This window comes from Bradyrhizobium sp. USDA 223 (genome assembly GCF_044909005.1).
Classification (GTDB): domain Bacteria; phylum Pseudomonadota; class Alphaproteobacteria; order Rhizobiales; family Xanthobacteraceae; genus Bradyrhizobium; species Bradyrhizobium yuanmingense.
Window position 1 is genome coordinate 1023433 of record NZ_JBIYDR010000001.1, and the last position, 16115, is coordinate 1039547.

Below are 16115 nucleotides of genomic sequence, written 5' to 3' on the forward strand. Positions count from 1 at the left end.
CCATCGCGCGGAGTGCAGCGGCCGCAATGGTTGCCTCAATGCGGCACTCCACGGTGTCGTCCCCCTTGGGATGTGCTGCTACTTCGTCCAAACGCCGACATGCAGCGCTTCGGCTTCGTCTTCGAGCAGCGGCCCGACGACCTCCGTCGGCCGCTGGCCGCTGGCAAAGACGTCGCGGCATGGCAGGTTGAGCGTCGGATTTTCCGGATGGTTGCCGGTGATGCCGCGCAGGCGATGCTCGCTGAGGCCATAGACGACACGGCCGATACCGGCCCAGTAGATCGCGCCGGCACACATCGCGCAGGGTTCGGCTGAGGAATAGAGCGTGGCCTTCGCCAGCACCTCGCGGTCGAGTGTACGGCTGGCCTGGGTGGCTGCGAGACGCTCGGCATGCGCGGTGCCGTCGTGATCCGGCATGTAGCCGTTCTCAGCCTCGATCAGCACCTTGCCGTCCGCATCGACGACAATGCAGCCGAAGGGGTGGTTGCCATGGGTGAGGGAACGGCCGGCGACCGCGAAAGACAGGCGCAGAAAGTGCTCGTCCCGCCCGGATGCATCGCCCATCGATCCTCCGTTCAGTGCCCCGCCATGTGGCGGCCGACCACCGTGAGATCGGCTTCGCTGGTCCGCGCTTCATACACGAATTCGCCGTGGAACATCACCACGAGCCTATCCGATAGTTCGAGCAGCTCGTCGAGGTCCTCGCTGACGAGCAGGACGGCGGCGCCGCGGTTGCGCGCGGCCATGATCTCGGCGTGGATCTGCGCCACCGCCGCGAAATCGAGGCCGAAGCAGGGATTGGCTGCGATCAGCACTTCGACGTCGCCGCCGAGCTCGCGGGCCAGTACAGCCCGCTGCACGTTGCCGCCCGACAGCGCCGAGATCGGCGTATCGGGCGTGCGGGTCTTGATCTTGTACTGGCCGATCTTCTTCCTGGCGTCGCTCCGGAAGGCGCTACGATTGAGCCACCAGCCGCCACTTGCAAAGGGTGCGCGGTCGAATTCTCGAAAGGCGATGTTGTCGGCGACGCTCATGCCGCCGACGCAGGCGTTCTTCAGCGGCTCCTCGGGCAGCAGCGACATCCTGTGCCGCCGCATCTCCTCGCGGCTTGCGTGATAGAGATCGCCGGCGACGCGCACCTCCCCGCTCTCGGCCTCGCGCTGGCCGGCCAGCACCTCGACGAGCTGGCGCTGGCCATTCCCGGAAACGCCGGCGATGCCGACGATCTCGCCGGCGCGAACGGTGAGCGAGACATCGTGCACGGCAACGGCGCCCGCATCGTCCAGGGCGCGGAGCTTTTGCAGCTCCAGCCTGGCCTGACCGGCTTCGCCGGTGCGCGGCGGCTGCACCGTCAACTCCTCGGCACCGATCATGGTGCGGGCCATCGCGTCCGGCGTCAGCTCGGAAACCTTGCCGGCACCGGCGAGCTTGCCGCGGCGCAGGATGGTGACGTCATCGGCAAACGCCATGACCTCGCGGAACTTGTGCGTGATCATCAGGATGGTCAGCTCGCCCTTCACAACCATGTCGCGGAGCATGCCGAGCACCTCGTCGGCTTCCGCCGGGGTCAGCACCGAGGTCGGCTCGTCCAGGATCAGGAAGCGCCGCTTCAGATAGAGCTGCTTGAGGATCTCGCACTTCTGCCGTTCGCCGGCAGAGATGTCGGAGACCTTTGCGGAGAGCGGTACCTTGAAGGGCATGCTGCCCAAGAACGCCTCCAACTCCTTCATCTCGTTCGGCCAGTTCACCACGGCCGGCACGTCATCGCGCGCCAGCACGAGGTTTTCGGCAACCGTCATCGCCGGCACCAGCGTAAAATGCTGGTAGACCATGCCGAGGCCGAGCGCGTGGGCATCCTTCGGGTTGGCGATCGCCTGCTCGCGGCCGCCGACGATGATGTCGCCTTCGGTCGCGTGGTAGTAGCCCATGATGCATTTGACGAGGGTGGATTTGCCGGCGCCATTCTCGCCGAGCAGGGCGTGGAACGAGCCCGGCCGCACCTTCAGCTCGACATTGTCCAGCGCCAGGAAGTCGCCGAAGCGCATGGTCATGGCGACGGCGTCGACGCCGAAGGCGCCCGAGGGCGGTGGCGTTTCGCCGATGATCACGAAATCGCTCCGATGAAGGCATCCGAGGTCGAGACCGCGCCGAATACGCCGCCCTGCATCTTGATCATCTTCAGCGCATGGTCGTGGTTGCTCTTGTCGGTCGCGCCGCAGCAATCGTGCAGCAGGACGCATTCGAAGCCGCGGTCGTTGGCCTCGCGCATCGTGGTGTGGACGCAGACGTCGGTCGTGATCCCGGTCAGCACGATGTTCTCGATGCCGCGCACGCGCAGGATCAGCTCCAGATCGGTGGCGCAGAACGAGCCCTTGCCGGGTTTGTCGATGATCGGCTCGCCCGGCAGCGGCGCCAGCTCCTCGATGATGTCCCAGCCCGGCTCGCCGCGCACCAGGATGCGTCCGCACGGGCCGGGATCGCCGATGCCGGCCCCGATCTGGCGCGAGCGCCAGCGCTTGTTGGCGGGCAGGTCGGAGAGATCGGGGCGGTGGCCCTCGCGGGTATGGATGATGTGGAAGCGTTGCTTGCGCATCGCCGCGAGCAGCCGCTTGATCGGCTCGATCGGTGCCCGTGTCAGCGAGAGGTCATAGCCCATCTTGTCGACATAGCCGCCGACCCCGCAGAAATCGGTCTGCATGTCGATGATAATCAGCGCGGTGTTCTCGGGGCGGAGATCACCATTGTAGGGCCAGGCATAGGGCTCGGACTTGATGTAGCGCTCGGGCATGGACGACCTCGTGCGTGTTACCGTGTGATCGAGAGTTCGGCGGGCGCGCCGGTCAGCGTCCGCTTCGGCGAGCAGGTGATGATCATGATCGCCAGCGTCAGGATGTAGGGCGCGGCGTTGAAGAGGTGATAGCCGGAGGTGACGCCGACCGATTGCAGCGCCGGACCCAGCGCCGCTGCGCCGCCGAAGGCGAGCGAGGCCCACAGGCAGAGCAGGGGATCCCAGCGCGCGAAGATCACGAGGGCCACGGCGGTGATGCCCTGGCCCGAGGAAAGGCCCTCGTTCCAGCTTCCGGGGTAGAACAGGGACAGAAACGAGCCGCCGATGCCCGCGAGGAAACCACCGGCCATGGTGGCGCGCAGGCGGATCAGCAGCACGGAATGGCCCATCGCGCGTGCGGCATCCGCGCTCTCGCCGGCGGTGCGGATGAGCAAGCCCCAGCGGGTGGTGCGGAAGGCCCAATAGAGGATCGGCGCCAGCGCCACGCCGATCAGGAACAGCACGTTGATGCGCAGCGCTGCCTGGACTTGCGGGATGTCGCTCCACCAGCCGAAGTCGATGGCGGGCAACCGCGGCGCTGTCGGCTCGATCAGCGGCTTGCCGAGATAGAACGCAAGGCCAGTGCCGAACAGCATCAAGGCAATGCCGACGGCAACGTCATTCACGCGCGGCAGCGAGCAGATGCCGGCATGCAGCGCACCCAGCAGCGCGCCGGTGATGCCGGCGGCAAGCACGCCGAGCCACGGAGAGCCGGTGAGATAGGAGATGCCATAGGCGCTCATCGCGCCCATCACCAGCGTGCCTTCGAGGCCGAGATTGATGCGGCCCGCACGCTCGGTGATGCATTCGCCCAGGCTCACGAACAGGAATGGAGTGGAGACGCGAATCGCGCCGCCGAGGACGGCGAGCGGGACGGTCCAGAGGCCGATCGATCCGTCTGCCATCTCAGGATTTTCCCTTCAGGAATCCGATGCGGCCGTAGAGCGCATCGCTGGCGAGCACGAAGAGGAAGATGATGCCCTGCAGCACCAGCACGGACGCATCGGGCAGCCCCAAGCGGCGTTGCAGCAGGCCGCCGCTGGCGCTGATGCCACCGAGCAGGATCGCGACGGGGATGATGGCAAGCGGATTTTGCCGCGCCAGAAAGGCGACGAGAATGCCGGTGAAGCCGTAGCCGGCAGCGAGGTTGGCGTTGGTGCGTCCCTGCACGGCGGCGACCTCAACCATGCCGGCGAGGCCAGCCGCGCCGCCGGCAAGGAAGCAGACGGTCAGGATCAGCTTGTCGACGCCGAGACCGACGATCTTTTCGCAGCACGGATGTTGCCGCCCGCCACGCGCGCGGCGAAGCCGAACACAGTGTGATAGATCAGGATGTAGGAGGCGATCGCAGCGATCAGGCCGAACACGAGGCCCCAATGCACGTCGGTGCCAGGAATGGAGCCGATCATGTTGGCGGCGCCGATCTCGCGGGTGGACGGCTTGTTGAGGCTGGCGGGATCGCGCATCAGCCCCTCGACGAGATGGTTGAGGATCGCGAGCGCGATGTAGACGAGCAGCAGGCTCGAGATGGTCTCGTTGACGCCGCGATATTGCCGCAAGCCGCCCGCGAGCATGATCCACAGCCCGCCGCCGATCACGCCGGCGCAGACCATGGCGACCTGGACGACGAGCGGCGGCATGCCCTGAAGCGCGAGTGCGGCGCTGGTTGCCGACAAGGCGCCGATCAGCAGCGCGCCTTCGCCACCGATGATGACCATGCCGAGCTGCGCCGGCAGCGCAGTACAGAGTGCGGTGAGGATCAGGGGCGCTGCGCGCGTCAGCGTGTTCTGCCAGGAGAACCAGGTGCCGAACGCGCCGTAATACATGTAGAAATAGAGATCGAGCGGATGCTTGCCGAACATCGCGACGAAGATGCCGAACACCGCGAGCGCGCCGACCAGGGCCGCGCCCGGGATCAGGACATATTCGATCGTGCCGCCGTGACGCTGGAGGAAACCGGGATCGGCGGCCGGGGCGACTGTCCCGACCGCGTCTGTGGAATCCGCCGCTTCCGTCGTCACGAAGTGGCTCCGAGCACGCCCTCGACGAGGTAGTCCATTTTCTCCAGTTCAGGATCCTTCTGGCCGCGATTGGTGCCGGCAGGGATCACTGTCTTGCCCTTGTTGTCGACCAGCCCGCCCTTGAAGATGGCGTAGCCTTCTGCCGACAGGAATTTTGCCTTGGCCTCGTCGGCCGCCTTGCGCGCTTCGGCCGAGACCGCTTCGCCATAGGGCGAGGTCTTGACGATCTCTTCCTTCAGGCCGCCGCGGTAGAAATTCGGGATGCCTTCGCCGGAGGCGATCATCTTGACGAACTTCGGATAGAGCGCCTCCCAGTTCCACTCCGCGCCGGTGAGATAAGCCTTGGGTGCCAACGCCGACTGGTTGGTGTGATAGCCGCAGACGAAGGCGCCGCGCCGTGCCGCGTTCTCGACCATGGTCTTGGGCCCATCGACGTGGCAGGTGAGCACGTCCACGCCCTGATCGATCAGGCTGTTGGTGGCTTCGGCCTCCTTGACCGGCATCGACCAGTCGCCGGTGAAGATCACCTGCGTGGTGGCCTTTGGATTGACGGACTTGGCGCCAAGCGTGAAGGCGTTGATGTTGCGCAGCACTTGAGGGATCGGCTTGGCCGCGACAAAGCCGAGCTTGCTGCTCTTCGATGTCAGGCCGGCGACGATGCCGGAGATGTACTGAGCCTCGTCGATATAGCCGAAATAGCTGCCGGCGTTCTTGGGGTCCTTCTCGCTCCAGAGGCCGCCGCAATGCTCGAAGCGTAGCTTCGGGTACTTGTTGGCCATCTTGATCATGTGCGGATTGTAGTACCCGAACGAGGTCGGGAAGAGCAGGGTGGCGCCATCGAGATTGATCATGGACTCGATCGTCTTCTCGACCGCATCGGTCTCCGGCACCTTCTCCTCCTCGACCACCTTGAGGCCGGGAATCTTCTTCAGCGCCGCCGCGCCCTGCGCGTGCGCCTGGTTGTAGCCGTAGTCGTCGCGCGAGCCGACATAGATGAAGCCGATGGTGGTCTCGGCTGCGAAGGCCGGGCGGAGGCCCGCTGCCGCGCCGAGGGTGAGGGCCGCGCCGCCCTGCAACACATGACGTCGTGAAATCCTGCCAGAATCCATTGCTCGCTCCCCTTGGCGGATGCCCCGCCTTGATCTCACGGCTGCGCCGGCTTGGCGGAGCCGGGATCAGATGTCGCAAGCTTCGTGCCAGAGACTATGAAGCGTGCAATTCGTTATAAGTACTTGAAACAAATATGGGATAATGTGTGCTTTGAACTTGGCGAGGAAAATGGCAGGCTAATTTCTGGGCAATATCAAAGCATTGTATGCAGCGGAGTTGAGCAGCCAGAACCTGCTCGCGCATGTGCATGATCCGCGTCGGACGGTCGGCCGGCAAGGCGCATTCATGCTAACCACGCGCTGACTGGGACGGCGCCGGAGGATGTCCGCTGGCACCGAACCTGTATCGATTGTCGTCAGGACCGCCGTGTCCTCAGAAGATGGAAAGCTCGCCGAGATGGGCGCTGGTACCGTTCACGATGCATCGCTCGGCAATGAGATCGTTCGCCGGATCAACGAGCTCGGCGCGATCTCGGAAGACCCCGAGAAGCTCACCCGCATCTTCCTCAGCAAGGAGCTGCGCAAGGCCGCGGACCTCATCATGGGGTGGATGCGCGAGGCCGGCATGAGCGCCCATCTCGATGCCATCGGCAATGTCTGCGGACGGTACGAAGGCGACCGGCCGGGCATGCCCTGCCTGATGCTCGGCTCGCATTACGACACCGTGCGCGATGCCGGCAAATGGGATGGACCGCTGGGTGTGATCACGGCGATCTCTTGCGTCGCCGATCTCAACCGCCGCGGCAAGCGCCTGCCATTTGCGATCGAGGTGATCGGCTTTGCCGACGAGGAGGGGGTGCGGTTCGCTTCGACCTTGCTCGGCAGCCGTGCGGTGGCCGGCACCTTCGATGAGAGCGTGCTGAATACGCGCGACCGCGACGGCGTGTCGATGCGCGAGGCGCTCGTGCAGTTCGGCCTCGATCCCGACCATATCGGTGCGGCCGCGCGCGCGCGGTGCGAGCTGCTTGGCTATCTCGAATTGCACATCGAGCAGGGGCCGGTGCTGGAAGCGCAGAACCTGCCCGTGGGCGTCGTCACCGCCATTGCCGGGGCCACGCGCCTTGCAGCCCGGCTCTCGGGTATGGCCGGTCACGCCGGCACCGTGCCGATGGCGCTGCGCCGTGACGCGCTCGCCGGTGCGGCCGAATGCATCAATGTGATCGAGCAATTTTGCCGCACCGACGAGGGCGGCCTCCTCGGCACCGTTGGCTACATCCAGGCGAGGCCCGGCGCGACCAACGTCATTCCGGGTGAGGTATCCTTCACCATCGACATGCGCGCGCCGACCGACATGCATCGCAAGCGCGCGGCGGCCGATGTCGTCGGCCAGATCGAGGCGATCGCCAAGCGGCGACAGCTGGCGCTTCAGCTCGACGTTACCCACGAGAACCGCACCGCGCCCTGCGCGCCCTGGCTCAAGCAGCAGATCGCGCAGGCGATCGAAGCCGAAGGCTTCTCCGTGTTCGAGCTGCCGAGCGGGGCAGGGCACGACGGCATGGCGATGATCGACATTGCCGATGTCGGCATGATCTTCGTCCGCTGCCGCGGCGGCATCAGCCATCACCCGGACGAGCATGTCGCGCTCGCCGATGCCGATGCCGGCGCGCGTGTGCTGCTGCGGGTGATCGAGAATTTCGGGCCGCGTACGGCCTAGGCGAGCGTCACGAACCCGCAAGTCACCGGGTAGAGATACGAATCAGTCATGTTTAAGATGGCGGCCATCATCACGAGGGTCACTAGACAATCAGCCGATCGACGGACATGAACAGCGACATCTCTTTTCCATCACATCGTGAAAACCGGTTCTATCAGGGGATGGCTGCGACCTTCGTCGCCAACGCCCTTCAGGCGGTCAATTTCCTCGGTGATCGATTCCTGAGACAATCGCATCATTCGTTGTCGGCGATCGAGGACCTCTATCGGCACTCGATGGACAGCGCCTTTTCGGTGACCGAGGCCTTCCTCGTCACCGGCGCACCGCACGCCTCCGCCTATTACCCCCGCGACTTCGCCTGGTTCTATCCCGACGTTCTCGATCCTGAAACCATCATGGATGCGCAGGACGCGGTGCGGCGGGTGCGCCTGCTCGAGAAGAGCGTGCGCCTGCTGCTGGAGGCCGTTCGCGCCGACGTGGTCACCACGACCATCGTACCGGCCGGGCGCGGCCGGTATCTCGGCGTGAACTATTTTTCGCGACCCTCGGATACGCTGCTCGGCATTCTCGCCGGTCTGCAGCAGATGATCTCTGCCGAGGAGAGGGCGTCGTCCCACCTTGCGATGTCGCAATGCGCGCATGCCGGCCGCTTGTTGCTGGCCGAATATGGCGGAGACCTGAAGCGCGCGATCCTGAAGCTTGCGAGCGAGCTGGAGTCCTTCGACGCTGACGGCACCAGATATTTGCTGTGCGACGCCAGCGGCCCGCGCTCCGCGGCGACGGATACCCGCGCCGAGCGCCGGCGTTTCGTCACCAATGCCTGCGTCTACACGACCTTCGTGTGGGGCGTGCAGCTCGGGATCGTCGGCGAGAACGAGCTGAAGCGGCTGCTCGGGCGCGACCTCGCGCAGTACAAGAGGGATCTGCTCCGCCTCTTCGGCAAGAACGGCTACATCAGGCATTCCCTGGACGGCCCGGCGAGCTCACCGGCATCGTCGGTCGCATTGGATTTCGTCAGCGTGCATCGCGGCTTCTGGGATATGAGCGAGGCGAGCGAGCGCGCGCTGTTCGCGGCTACGACGGATCTGATCATCGCCGAGCCACGGTTTCGCATTCCGAGCACGTTCCACTTCCTGGTTTCGGCGGACAACCCGCGGACCAAGATCATCCACAAGATCGCAGCTCCCGCCTATCAGGGGCGCTCCTCCTGGCCGACGTTCAACGTCGAATTTGCCGACCGCATGCTGGATTACGATGAGTTCTCAGGGAGCGATACCTATCGGGCCTGCGCGCAAGGAATCCTGAAGGACATTCGCGCCGCGACCGAACTCCATGGCGGCTATCAGGAGCTGATCTCGGAGCAGGGTCTGAAGTATCGCACCTGGGCCTATAAGGGTGCCGTGGCCCACTCGTGGTTTCCGCGCTTTCTGTCGGTTTGGAGGAGGGCCTACGGCACGCCACTCCTCCAGTGGAACGATTGATCCGCGACCGAGGTTGCCGAGCGCGCAGGCCACGGTGCCAGATTGTCGCGGTTTCACCCCGAGAAACCCGGATTATTCCGCCGCCTTCGCCGTCTTGCCGAACATCCGCGTCGGGGCCGGGAAGCCGCACGAGGTGCCGTCGGTGACCTTGACCTGATTTTCCCACGGCAGTCGGAAGGTGCCGGCGACCATGTCCTGCATGAAGGTGTAGGGGCAGTCCATCGCGCCGCCCTTCACCGCGACGTAGCCGCGGTGCCAGAGCTGGTAGATGTTGTTTTCGACGCCCCAGTTGATGCGGGCTTCGCGCACGAGATCCGGCCGGACCTCTGCGGTGATGATCTCGTCGGCACGGCCGGTCGTACCATGCGCCAGCACGGTGCCGTCGAAATTGACGATCATGCCTTCGCCCATGGAATCGAACGAGCCGTCCGAGCCGCACATGCAGACATTTGCGGTGATCATCAGATTCTGAAACGAATTGGCCTGGTTGGTGAAGCGCCAGGCTTCGCGGATCGGCGCGGTGTAGCCGGCGGTGCGGATCATGATCTCCGCTCCTTTGTAGGCGCATTCCCGTGCCATCTCCGGGAACATGCCGTCATGACAGATGATCAGCGCGATCTTCGCGCCCTTCGGACCCTCGATCACGGGAATGCCGATGTCGCCGGGCTCCCACGGCTCGACCGGAATCCAGGGATGAAGTTTGCGGTAGTAGAGCTTGATCTCGCCGTGATCGTCGATGATCAGGCCCGAGTTGTAGGGATTGCCATGCGGGTTGAACTCCATGATGGAGAAGCAGCCCCAGATCTTGTTGTCGATACAGGCCTGCTTGAAGGCCGCAACCTCCGGTCCGTCGAGCCGACACATGATCTCCGGATTGATGTCCATCGAGAGGCCGTGCAGGGAGTATTCGGGGAAGACCACCAGATCCATGGTGGAGAGATTGCGGCGGGCCTTGCCGACCATCCAGACGATGCGCTCGGTCTGCCTGGCGAGATCGGCCGCGCTCACCACATTAGGCAGTTGCAGCTGCACAAGTCCGACTACCACACCGTTGGGGGATTTGTTCAGCCCGCCAAGCCCGTTCATGATCAGCTCCCTTGCCTGTCTGGCGCAGCGTCGTTGCGCGCCGGATCTTTTGCCGCAAGAAGCAAATCCGATTTCGATGAAGAGCTAAAGGTTATTTTTCAGGCGATGGCGCAGTTCCGCGGCAGCAGGCGATCTCGTCACGCCACGAGATCGAGCAGCCGGCATGAGCCGCGCACCAGCACCTTGCGTCCTGCGGATGTTATCGCAGGCACGCCGTCATTCATGACAACGAGGCCGAGCTTGGCGAGGCTTTCGACGAGATAGGCCTTCGCGAGGCGACCGTTCGACACGGGGTTGCGAAGCGCCTTTAGCGCTTCCCACTGGTCCGTCGATAGATCAAAGTCGAAATCGTTGCTCATGTTGCCTCAGCCGATCGTCCGGTTCGCGTGCCCCTGTTAGCGGCGCCGCATGAAGACCATGCGACGACAATGAGTCGGGAATTCGGTCAGCTGTTTAGAACATCTCTTCACAAATTGCGGCACTTCGTTGCGCCACAAGAGTTAACGTCGTTCGTGCAGAATACCGTCACGATCTCCGATCACTAATTGATGATCCGCAATTGATGTTGCGATGCGAGCTGCCGCAGTGCACGGCAAGCATCACTGTCCTATTTGGCGTCGCGATATGCACAGAAATGATGAGGCGGGAGGTTGAGGACTCTGTTACCTTGGCCCGCGGGGAATGGCTTCACACGGCAGGAGTGGAGTGCATGAACAGGCTGGTGGAAATTCGCAGTCAGGAATTCCTTTGCCGAGAGCGCGCGGCGCTCGATTCGAAGCGCCGGCCGTTCTGGCTGGCGCAGGCAGAAGAATGGGAGCAGCGCGCTCTCGACGAAATCGCGCGTCACTTTCGGGCGTGCAATCAGGCCGAGCTGAACGCCGCCTGACGGAGGTGGCTATTATTGCTTATTGATAAGTCGCCACAATATCGGAAACAGCGCGTTCGAGCTGTTGCGCGGTGGCGCATTGGCGCACGACGCTGCAAAAAGTTGCGTAGCGCGGCATCTCGGAATCGCCAAAGCCCCAGGCGAGCCGCCCCTCGGGATTGAGCCAGACCAACCGCTTCGAACGCTCGGAGATCCGGCGCAAAATGTCGGCGCGTGGGTCGAGATTGTTGCTGCGGGCATCGCCGAGCACGATCACCGTGGTCTGCGGCGTCAGCGCGCTCATGAACTCCTTCTCGAAATCGACCAGCGAGGAGCCGTAATCCGACGAGCCGAAACCGACCTTGGACATGATCTCGGACATCGCTTCCTCCGGCGACTTCGTCTCCAGGATCTCGCTGACTTCGATCAGGTGTGAGGAGAAGGCGAAGGAGCGGACGTCGTCGACCACCTCGTGCAGCGAGTGGATCAGCAGCAGGAAGAAGTCCGAGACTTGCGCAACGGAGCCCGAGACGTCGCACAGCGCGACGATCTTCGGCCGGTCGCGATGCTTGCGCTTCCATGCCGTGAGGAAGGGCACGCCGCCCCAGGCCGCGTTGCGGCGGAGCGTTCGGCGAACGTCGAGATGGCCGCGGCGCTGGCGCTTGCGCGGCTTGGAATAGCGCTCGCGCAGCCGGCGTGCGATCTGGCGGATGAGGGCACGCATCTCGGCGACCTGGCGACGCTCGATGCGGGCAAGCGGCGCGTTGCGCAGGATCTCGTTGCGGAGGTTCTCGGCCTCCTCGCGGGCATAAAGTGCAAGCCCTTGCGAGACCGTGTCGCGCACGGCTTCGCGCAAGGCATCGAGCGCGGCGCGCAGGCGTTCGGCCAGCGACGGGTTGGTCGCGGTCAGCTGGTCGAGATCGTCGCGCAGGCGCTGGAGGCCCATGGCGTCGAGGATGCGGCTGGAGAATATGCCGCGCTGGGTGGAGTAGCGGATATCGGACAGGGAGGCCGCGCCGGAGGCACTGGCAATCGCGGCAGCGATCGCGTTGCGATCCTGCGACAATAGCATCTGCGCCAAGGGACCCAGGCCCTGGGAAGGCTGACCTTCGCCCGCCTCGCTCGCCGAGCCGGCGGAGGGCGGCTGATCCTCGCCTTGCGCAGCATGATCTTCGCCGGCAGCCTCAGGCTGATCCTGCCGCGGCTCCGGCTGGCTGAAGAACAGATCAAAGCAGTCGCCGAGCGCGAGCTTCTCGTCCTGCGACTTGGCGAGCGTCAGCAGCAGCGCATCGCGCAGCACGGCACGATCGGAGATGCCGACCTGCGCGACGGCGCGCATCGCATCGATGCTTTCGGCCGGCGAGACGTGAACGCCAGCGCCGCGTGCCGCCCGAAAGAAGCGATGGAGATTTTCGCGCATCGGCGTCAACCGAAGACGTTGGACCGGGCCGCCTTGGCAATGAAGGTCGTCACCTGCGGCGTCGCGGCCTCGATGTCGGCTTCGTATTTCAGGAGCACGTTGAGCGTATCCTTGACGATCTCAGTATCGAGTTCGGAAGCCTGGAGCAGCACCAGCACACGCGCCCAGTCGATGGTCTCGCTGACCGAGGGCAGCTTCTTCAGATCCAGCGAGCGGATCTCGTGGATGAAGCCGACCATCTGCCGGCGCAGCGTCTGCGAGATGCCGGGCACGCGGCTTTCGACGATGCGCTCCTCGAGCCGCTGCTCGGGAAAGCCGATATGCAGATGCAGGCAGCGTCGCTTCAGGGCATCGCCGAGGTCGCGCTCGCTGTTGGAGGTGAGGATCACCGTCGGCGGCGTGATCGCCGAGACGGTTCCGAGCTCGGGGATGGTGACCTGGAAGTCGGACAGGATTTCCAGCAGCAGCGATTCGAATTCGGCGTCCGACTTGTCGATCTCGTCGATCAGGAGCACGCAGCCGCCCGGCTGCTCAAGCGCCTGGAGCAGCGGCCGCGGCTCGACGAATTCCTTGGAGAAGAACACGTCGCCGAAATCGTGGAGCTGGTCGAGCGCGGCATGCAGCGTCTGCGCGCCGCCGAGAACCTCGCCGAGCTTGTCCTTGAGGATCTGCGTGTAGAGAAGCTGCTTGGCGTATTTCCACTCGTAGAGCGCCTTGGCCTCGTCGAGGCCCTCATAGCATTGCAGGCGGATCATCTTCATGCCGCGCCATGCCGCGATCGCCTTGGCGAGCTCGGTCTTGCCGACGCCCGCGGGGCCCTCGACCAGGATCGGCTTCTCGATCTGCTGCGACAAATAGACGGCAGTCGCGATCTGCCGGCTCGCGATGTAGCCCTGCGCGGCGAGGCCGCTCTCCACTGCCTCGATCGAGGTCGAGGCCTTCTGATCAGCCACGAAAGGGCGCTCCCAAAGGTCTTGCTTGAGGCTTGTTCTGCCTGCGTTCCAGGCAAAGAACAAGCCACGTTTGGGAGACATCCGACCCGCGTGAACGGCGTTTTTTCCGCTAAGCGCAAATAGTTGGGCGCTTCGCTGTTGGCGCGATCAGTGCCGCAGCAACTCCGGCTTGCGGATCGTTTGCCTCAGCTCGGCGCCGCAATCGGCGCATTCATAGACGAAGTCGATCTTGGCAAGGCTCCAATGCGGCTCGACCTCGCGCACATACATCGGCAGGAACCCCATACAGGTGGGGCAATTCACTGGCGCGATTTCGACGTCCTGATGATGCTGAACGTAAGCTGGCATCTCGGCTCTCCTTCGCAGGCGACCCATCAAACCCCGCGCAAAGGCTACTCCCGGTCGCCGCGGGGCCCTCATCAACTCTTTCGAATGGAAGTGGAACGGCGGCTGTTTGTCGTTCGCTGTGACATTCTTGTTACGGCTTCTATACTGTAACGGGCGGACCAAATGCCTATTTCACAGGCCGATCCGGTGTTCGGACTTTCATTTCAACGATAAAGGAGCACGCCCATGACGCATGCCATTCGCTTTCACAAAACCGGCGGTCCGGAAGTCCTGGTCTGGGAGGAGGTCAGCGTCGGCAAACCTGGGCCCGGCGAGGCGCGCATCCGCCACACCGCGGTCGGCCTCAATTTCGTCGACATCTATAACCGTTCCGGCCTCTATCCGGCGCAACTGCCGAGCGGGCTCGGCAGCGAGGCGGCTGGCGTCGTCGAGGAGGTTGGGCCTGGCGTCACCGATCTGAAGCCGGGCGATCGCGTCGCTTACGGCGCCTCGCCGCTCGGGGCCTATGCGGAGGCGCGGCTGATCCCCGCCGACCGGCTGTTGAAATTGCCCGACGGCGTCGACGACAAGACAGCGGCGGCGATGATGCTCAAGGGGCTCACCACGCAATATCTGATCCGCCAGACCTATCGGGTGAAGGCCGGCGATACCATCCTGCTGCATGCGGCCGCCGGCGGTGTCGGCCTGATCTTGAGCCAGTGGGCGAAGCATCTCGGCGCGACCGTGATCGGCACCGTCAGCAACGACGAGAAGGCGAAGCTGGCAAACGCGCATGGCTGCGACCATGTCATCATCTATACAAGGGAAGATTTCGTGAAGCGGGTCGACGAGATCACCGGCGGCAAGAAGGTGCCGGTGGTGTATGATTCCGTCGGCAAGGACACGTTCCTGAAATCGCTGGATTGCCTCGCTCCGCTCGGCGTCGCCGCGCTGTTCGGCCAGTCCTCCGGCGCGGTTGAGCCGCTTAATCTTGGCCTGCTCGCCCAGAAGGGCTCACTCTACGTCACGCGTCCGACGCTGTTTACCTACGCCGCCAAGCGCGAAAATCTGGTGGCGATGGCGGGCGAGCTGTTCGACGTCGTCAAGTCCGGAGCGGTCAAGATCGAGGTGCACCAGACCTACCCGCTGAAGGACGCCGCCAAGGCGCATGCCGATCTTGCGGCACGCAAGACCACGGGATCGACTGTTCTCCTGGTGTAGTGCCGACGGGGCGGTGGCGCGAGCTCCGCTGCACACTTTGCGCTAACGCGGCCCTTCAGGTCCGGATCATGCTGTGGGCCTGCGTCACGTCCTCTCGTGCTTGCGCAGGTCGCGGACGTGATCGAGGCGAATTGCCTGGAGATCGACGTCCTCGGGCTCGATCTGTGGGAGGGCCGCCTCGGCCAGGATGGCCTCGGTGACATCCTCGACCGAGTTCTCCACGATCTCGTGGATGAACGAGACGTTCCGATACTCACCCGAGGCGATGCGGGAAATGACCTCGCGCCGGGTGATTTCGGGATCGACGACCGCCTCGCGGCCCCGCCGTCCATAATCGATCATCACGACGAAGTATTGCATGAAACGATCCTGCCGCGCCCCGTGGACGGGACGCGGCAGATTATTTCCGAAAATCGGAATTATGTCAAGTGTGATTTCTGTTAATCAGAAGCGGCAGCCCTCATTTGCCCTTCTTGCGCGGCCGCGCCGACTTCGCGCGCAGCCGCTCAAGCTGTCCCTTGGGCATGGACAGGCAGATCTCCCCGACCCAGTCAAGCTTGACGCCGACGATCGGCTTGGCATTGAAGCTCGTGAGGTTGACCACTGAGGGAGATTTGCCCCGCTCGATGGTCTTCAGATAGCGCTCGCCCGTCTTGAGGCGGACCACGGCCTCTTCGCCGTAGAAGCTCGACAGCGGGTGGCGCTGGTCCTTGTAGACGACGATCACGTCGCCGCTTTCGTATTTGGGCAGCATCGAATCGCCCACGATCTCGAATGCGATCGTCTCTTCCATGATCGGGAAGGGCAACGCGACGTCGCCGAGACCTTCCGGCGGAACCTGTTCGTAGTCCGGCTCGATCACCGCGCCGGCTCCGACGCGGCCCATGATCGGCGCGAGATTGAGCTCGAGATATTCCATGATCGGAATTATCTCCGAGGCCTTCACCAGGCGCTCGCCGCCGAGAATCTCCGAGACCGCGCCGGGCCGCACGCCCATGGCCGCAGCCAGGCCGCCCTTGCTCTTGCCCGTCTTCTCCAGGCCCCGCTCAATCATTGCTACGTCCAGCATGGTGATTCCCTCGATTGCGCACCGTCTCGCCTCTTGTAATCCGAAATTCGGAATTGATGCAATTATGAATATCAGAAATACG

General features: G+C 63.9%; 16 protein-coding genes and 1 pseudogene. 4 read left to right on the forward strand and 13 right to left on the reverse strand.

Going from position 1 to position 16115, the window contains the following annotated elements; all coding sequences use genetic code 11:
• Nucleotides 1–78 precede the first annotated feature (78 nt).
• The 6 genes and pseudogenes from ABIA40_RS04300 to ABIA40_RS04325 all read right to left on the reverse strand — a co-directional run bounded on the left by ABIA40_RS04300 (nucleotide 79) and on the right by ABIA40_RS04325 (nucleotide 5957).
• On the reverse strand, nucleotides 79–564 hold the full coding sequence (locus ABIA40_RS04300; protein WP_404539337.1) for a nucleoside deaminase: 486 nt from the start codon (nucleotides 562–564) through the stop codon (nucleotides 79–81).
• An 11-nt stretch (nucleotides 565–575) separates the two neighbouring features.
• The gene (locus ABIA40_RS04305) at nucleotides 576–2108 is read right to left on the reverse strand and encodes an ABC transporter ATP-binding protein (RefSeq protein ID WP_225182870.1); all 1533 of its coding nucleotides are present in this window, start codon (nucleotides 2106–2108) and stop codon (nucleotides 576–578) included.
• Nucleotides 2105–2788, reverse strand: coding sequence for a cysteine hydrolase family protein (locus ABIA40_RS04310; protein ID WP_404539340.1), 684 nt, complete (start codon nucleotides 2786–2788; stop codon nucleotides 2105–2107). Before ABIA40_RS04310 ends, ABIA40_RS04305 begins: the two co-directional genes overlap by 4 nt.
• A gap of 17 nt (nucleotides 2789–2805) precedes the next feature.
• Nucleotides 2806–3732 carry an ABC transporter permease gene (locus ABIA40_RS04315; protein ID WP_036045297.1) on the reverse strand — a complete coding sequence of 309 codons (927 nt, stop codon included), beginning with the start codon at nucleotides 3730–3732 and terminating at the stop codon, nucleotides 2806–2808.
• 1 nt (nucleotide 3733) lies between these two features.
• Nucleotides 3734–4848, reverse strand: a pseudogene (locus tag ABIA40_RS04320) (ABC transporter permease).
• Nucleotides 4845–5957: a BMP family ABC transporter substrate-binding protein gene (locus ABIA40_RS04325; RefSeq protein WP_036007715.1), complete on the reverse strand. Its 1113-nt coding sequence runs from the start codon at nucleotides 5955–5957 to the stop codon at nucleotides 4845–4847. Before ABIA40_RS04325 ends, ABIA40_RS04320 begins: the two are co-directional and overlap by 4 nt.
• 397 nt (nucleotides 5958–6354) lie before the next feature.
• Here ABIA40_RS04325 and ABIA40_RS04330 point away from each other — a divergent pair, with 397 nt between their 5' ends.
• Together ABIA40_RS04330 and ABIA40_RS04335 are read left to right on the forward strand one after the other, a co-directional pair.
• Nucleotides 6355–7611, forward strand: coding sequence for an allantoate amidohydrolase (locus tag ABIA40_RS04330; RefSeq protein WP_404546160.1), 1257 nt, complete (start codon nucleotides 6355–6357; stop codon nucleotides 7609–7611).
• 107 nt (nucleotides 7612–7718) lie between these two features.
• The gene (locus ABIA40_RS04335) at nucleotides 7719–9092 is read left to right on the forward strand and encodes a hypothetical protein (RefSeq protein ID WP_404539344.1); all 1374 of its coding nucleotides are present in this window, start codon (nucleotides 7719–7721) and stop codon (nucleotides 9090–9092) included.
• A 72-nt stretch (nucleotides 9093–9164) separates the two neighbouring features.
• Here ABIA40_RS04335 and ABIA40_RS04340 read toward each other — a convergent pair whose 3' ends face one another.
• Nucleotides 9165–10178, reverse strand: coding sequence for a formamidase (locus tag ABIA40_RS04340; RefSeq protein WP_404539347.1), 1014 nt, complete (start codon nucleotides 10176–10178; stop codon nucleotides 9165–9167).
• Between the two features lie 137 nt (nucleotides 10179–10315).
• Nucleotides 10316–10537 carry a hypothetical protein gene (locus ABIA40_RS04345; protein WP_271544208.1) on the reverse strand — a complete coding sequence of 74 codons (222 nt, stop codon included), beginning with the start codon at nucleotides 10535–10537 and terminating at the stop codon, nucleotides 10316–10318.
• A gap of 350 nt (nucleotides 10538–10887) precedes the next feature.
• On the opposite strand from ABIA40_RS04345, the gene ABIA40_RS04350 reads away from it, so the two are divergent.
• Nucleotides 10888–11064, forward strand: a complete 177-nt coding sequence (locus tag ABIA40_RS04350; RefSeq protein WP_404539350.1) for a hypothetical protein — start codon at nucleotides 10888–10890, stop codon at nucleotides 11062–11064.
• Between the two features lie 19 nt (nucleotides 11065–11083).
• Here the strand turns inward: ABIA40_RS04350 and ABIA40_RS04355 are convergent, their stop codons facing one another.
• The 3 genes from ABIA40_RS04355 to ABIA40_RS04365 form a co-directional block, all read right to left on the reverse strand.
• Nucleotides 11084–12463 carry a VWA domain-containing protein gene (locus ABIA40_RS04355; RefSeq protein WP_157283865.1) on the reverse strand — a complete coding sequence of 460 codons (1380 nt, stop codon included), beginning with the start codon at nucleotides 12461–12463 and terminating at the stop codon, nucleotides 11084–11086.
• 5 nt (nucleotides 12464–12468) lie between these two features.
• Nucleotides 12469–13416, reverse strand: a complete 948-nt coding sequence (locus ABIA40_RS04360; protein ID WP_036007771.1) for a MoxR family ATPase — start codon at nucleotides 13414–13416, stop codon at nucleotides 12469–12471.
• A 147-nt stretch (nucleotides 13417–13563) separates the two neighbouring features.
• Complete coding sequence (locus ABIA40_RS04365; protein WP_036007702.1) at nucleotides 13564–13764, reverse strand: hypothetical protein; 201 nt, start codon at nucleotides 13762–13764, stop codon at nucleotides 13564–13566.
• Nucleotides 13765–13989: 225 nt separating this feature from the next.
• On the opposite strand from ABIA40_RS04365, the gene ABIA40_RS04370 reads away from it, so the two are divergent.
• On the forward strand, nucleotides 13990–14964 hold the full coding sequence (locus ABIA40_RS04370; protein WP_275500678.1) for a quinone oxidoreductase: 975 nt from the start codon (nucleotides 13990–13992) through the stop codon (nucleotides 14962–14964).
• Between the two features lie 84 nt (nucleotides 14965–15048).
• On the opposite strand, the gene ABIA40_RS04375 is transcribed toward ABIA40_RS04370, so the two are convergent.
• Both ABIA40_RS04375 and ABIA40_RS04380 read right to left on the reverse strand, forming a co-directional pair.
• A complete protein-coding gene (locus ABIA40_RS04375) occupies nucleotides 15049–15324 on the reverse strand; it encodes a hypothetical protein (RefSeq protein ID WP_404539354.1) in 276 nt (91 codons plus the stop codon).
• Nucleotides 15325–15424: 100 nt separating this feature from the next.
• Nucleotides 15425–16033, reverse strand: coding sequence for a S24 family peptidase (locus ABIA40_RS04380; protein ID WP_036045323.1), 609 nt, complete (start codon nucleotides 16031–16033; stop codon nucleotides 15425–15427).
• Nucleotides 16034–16115: the final 82 nt, after the last annotated feature.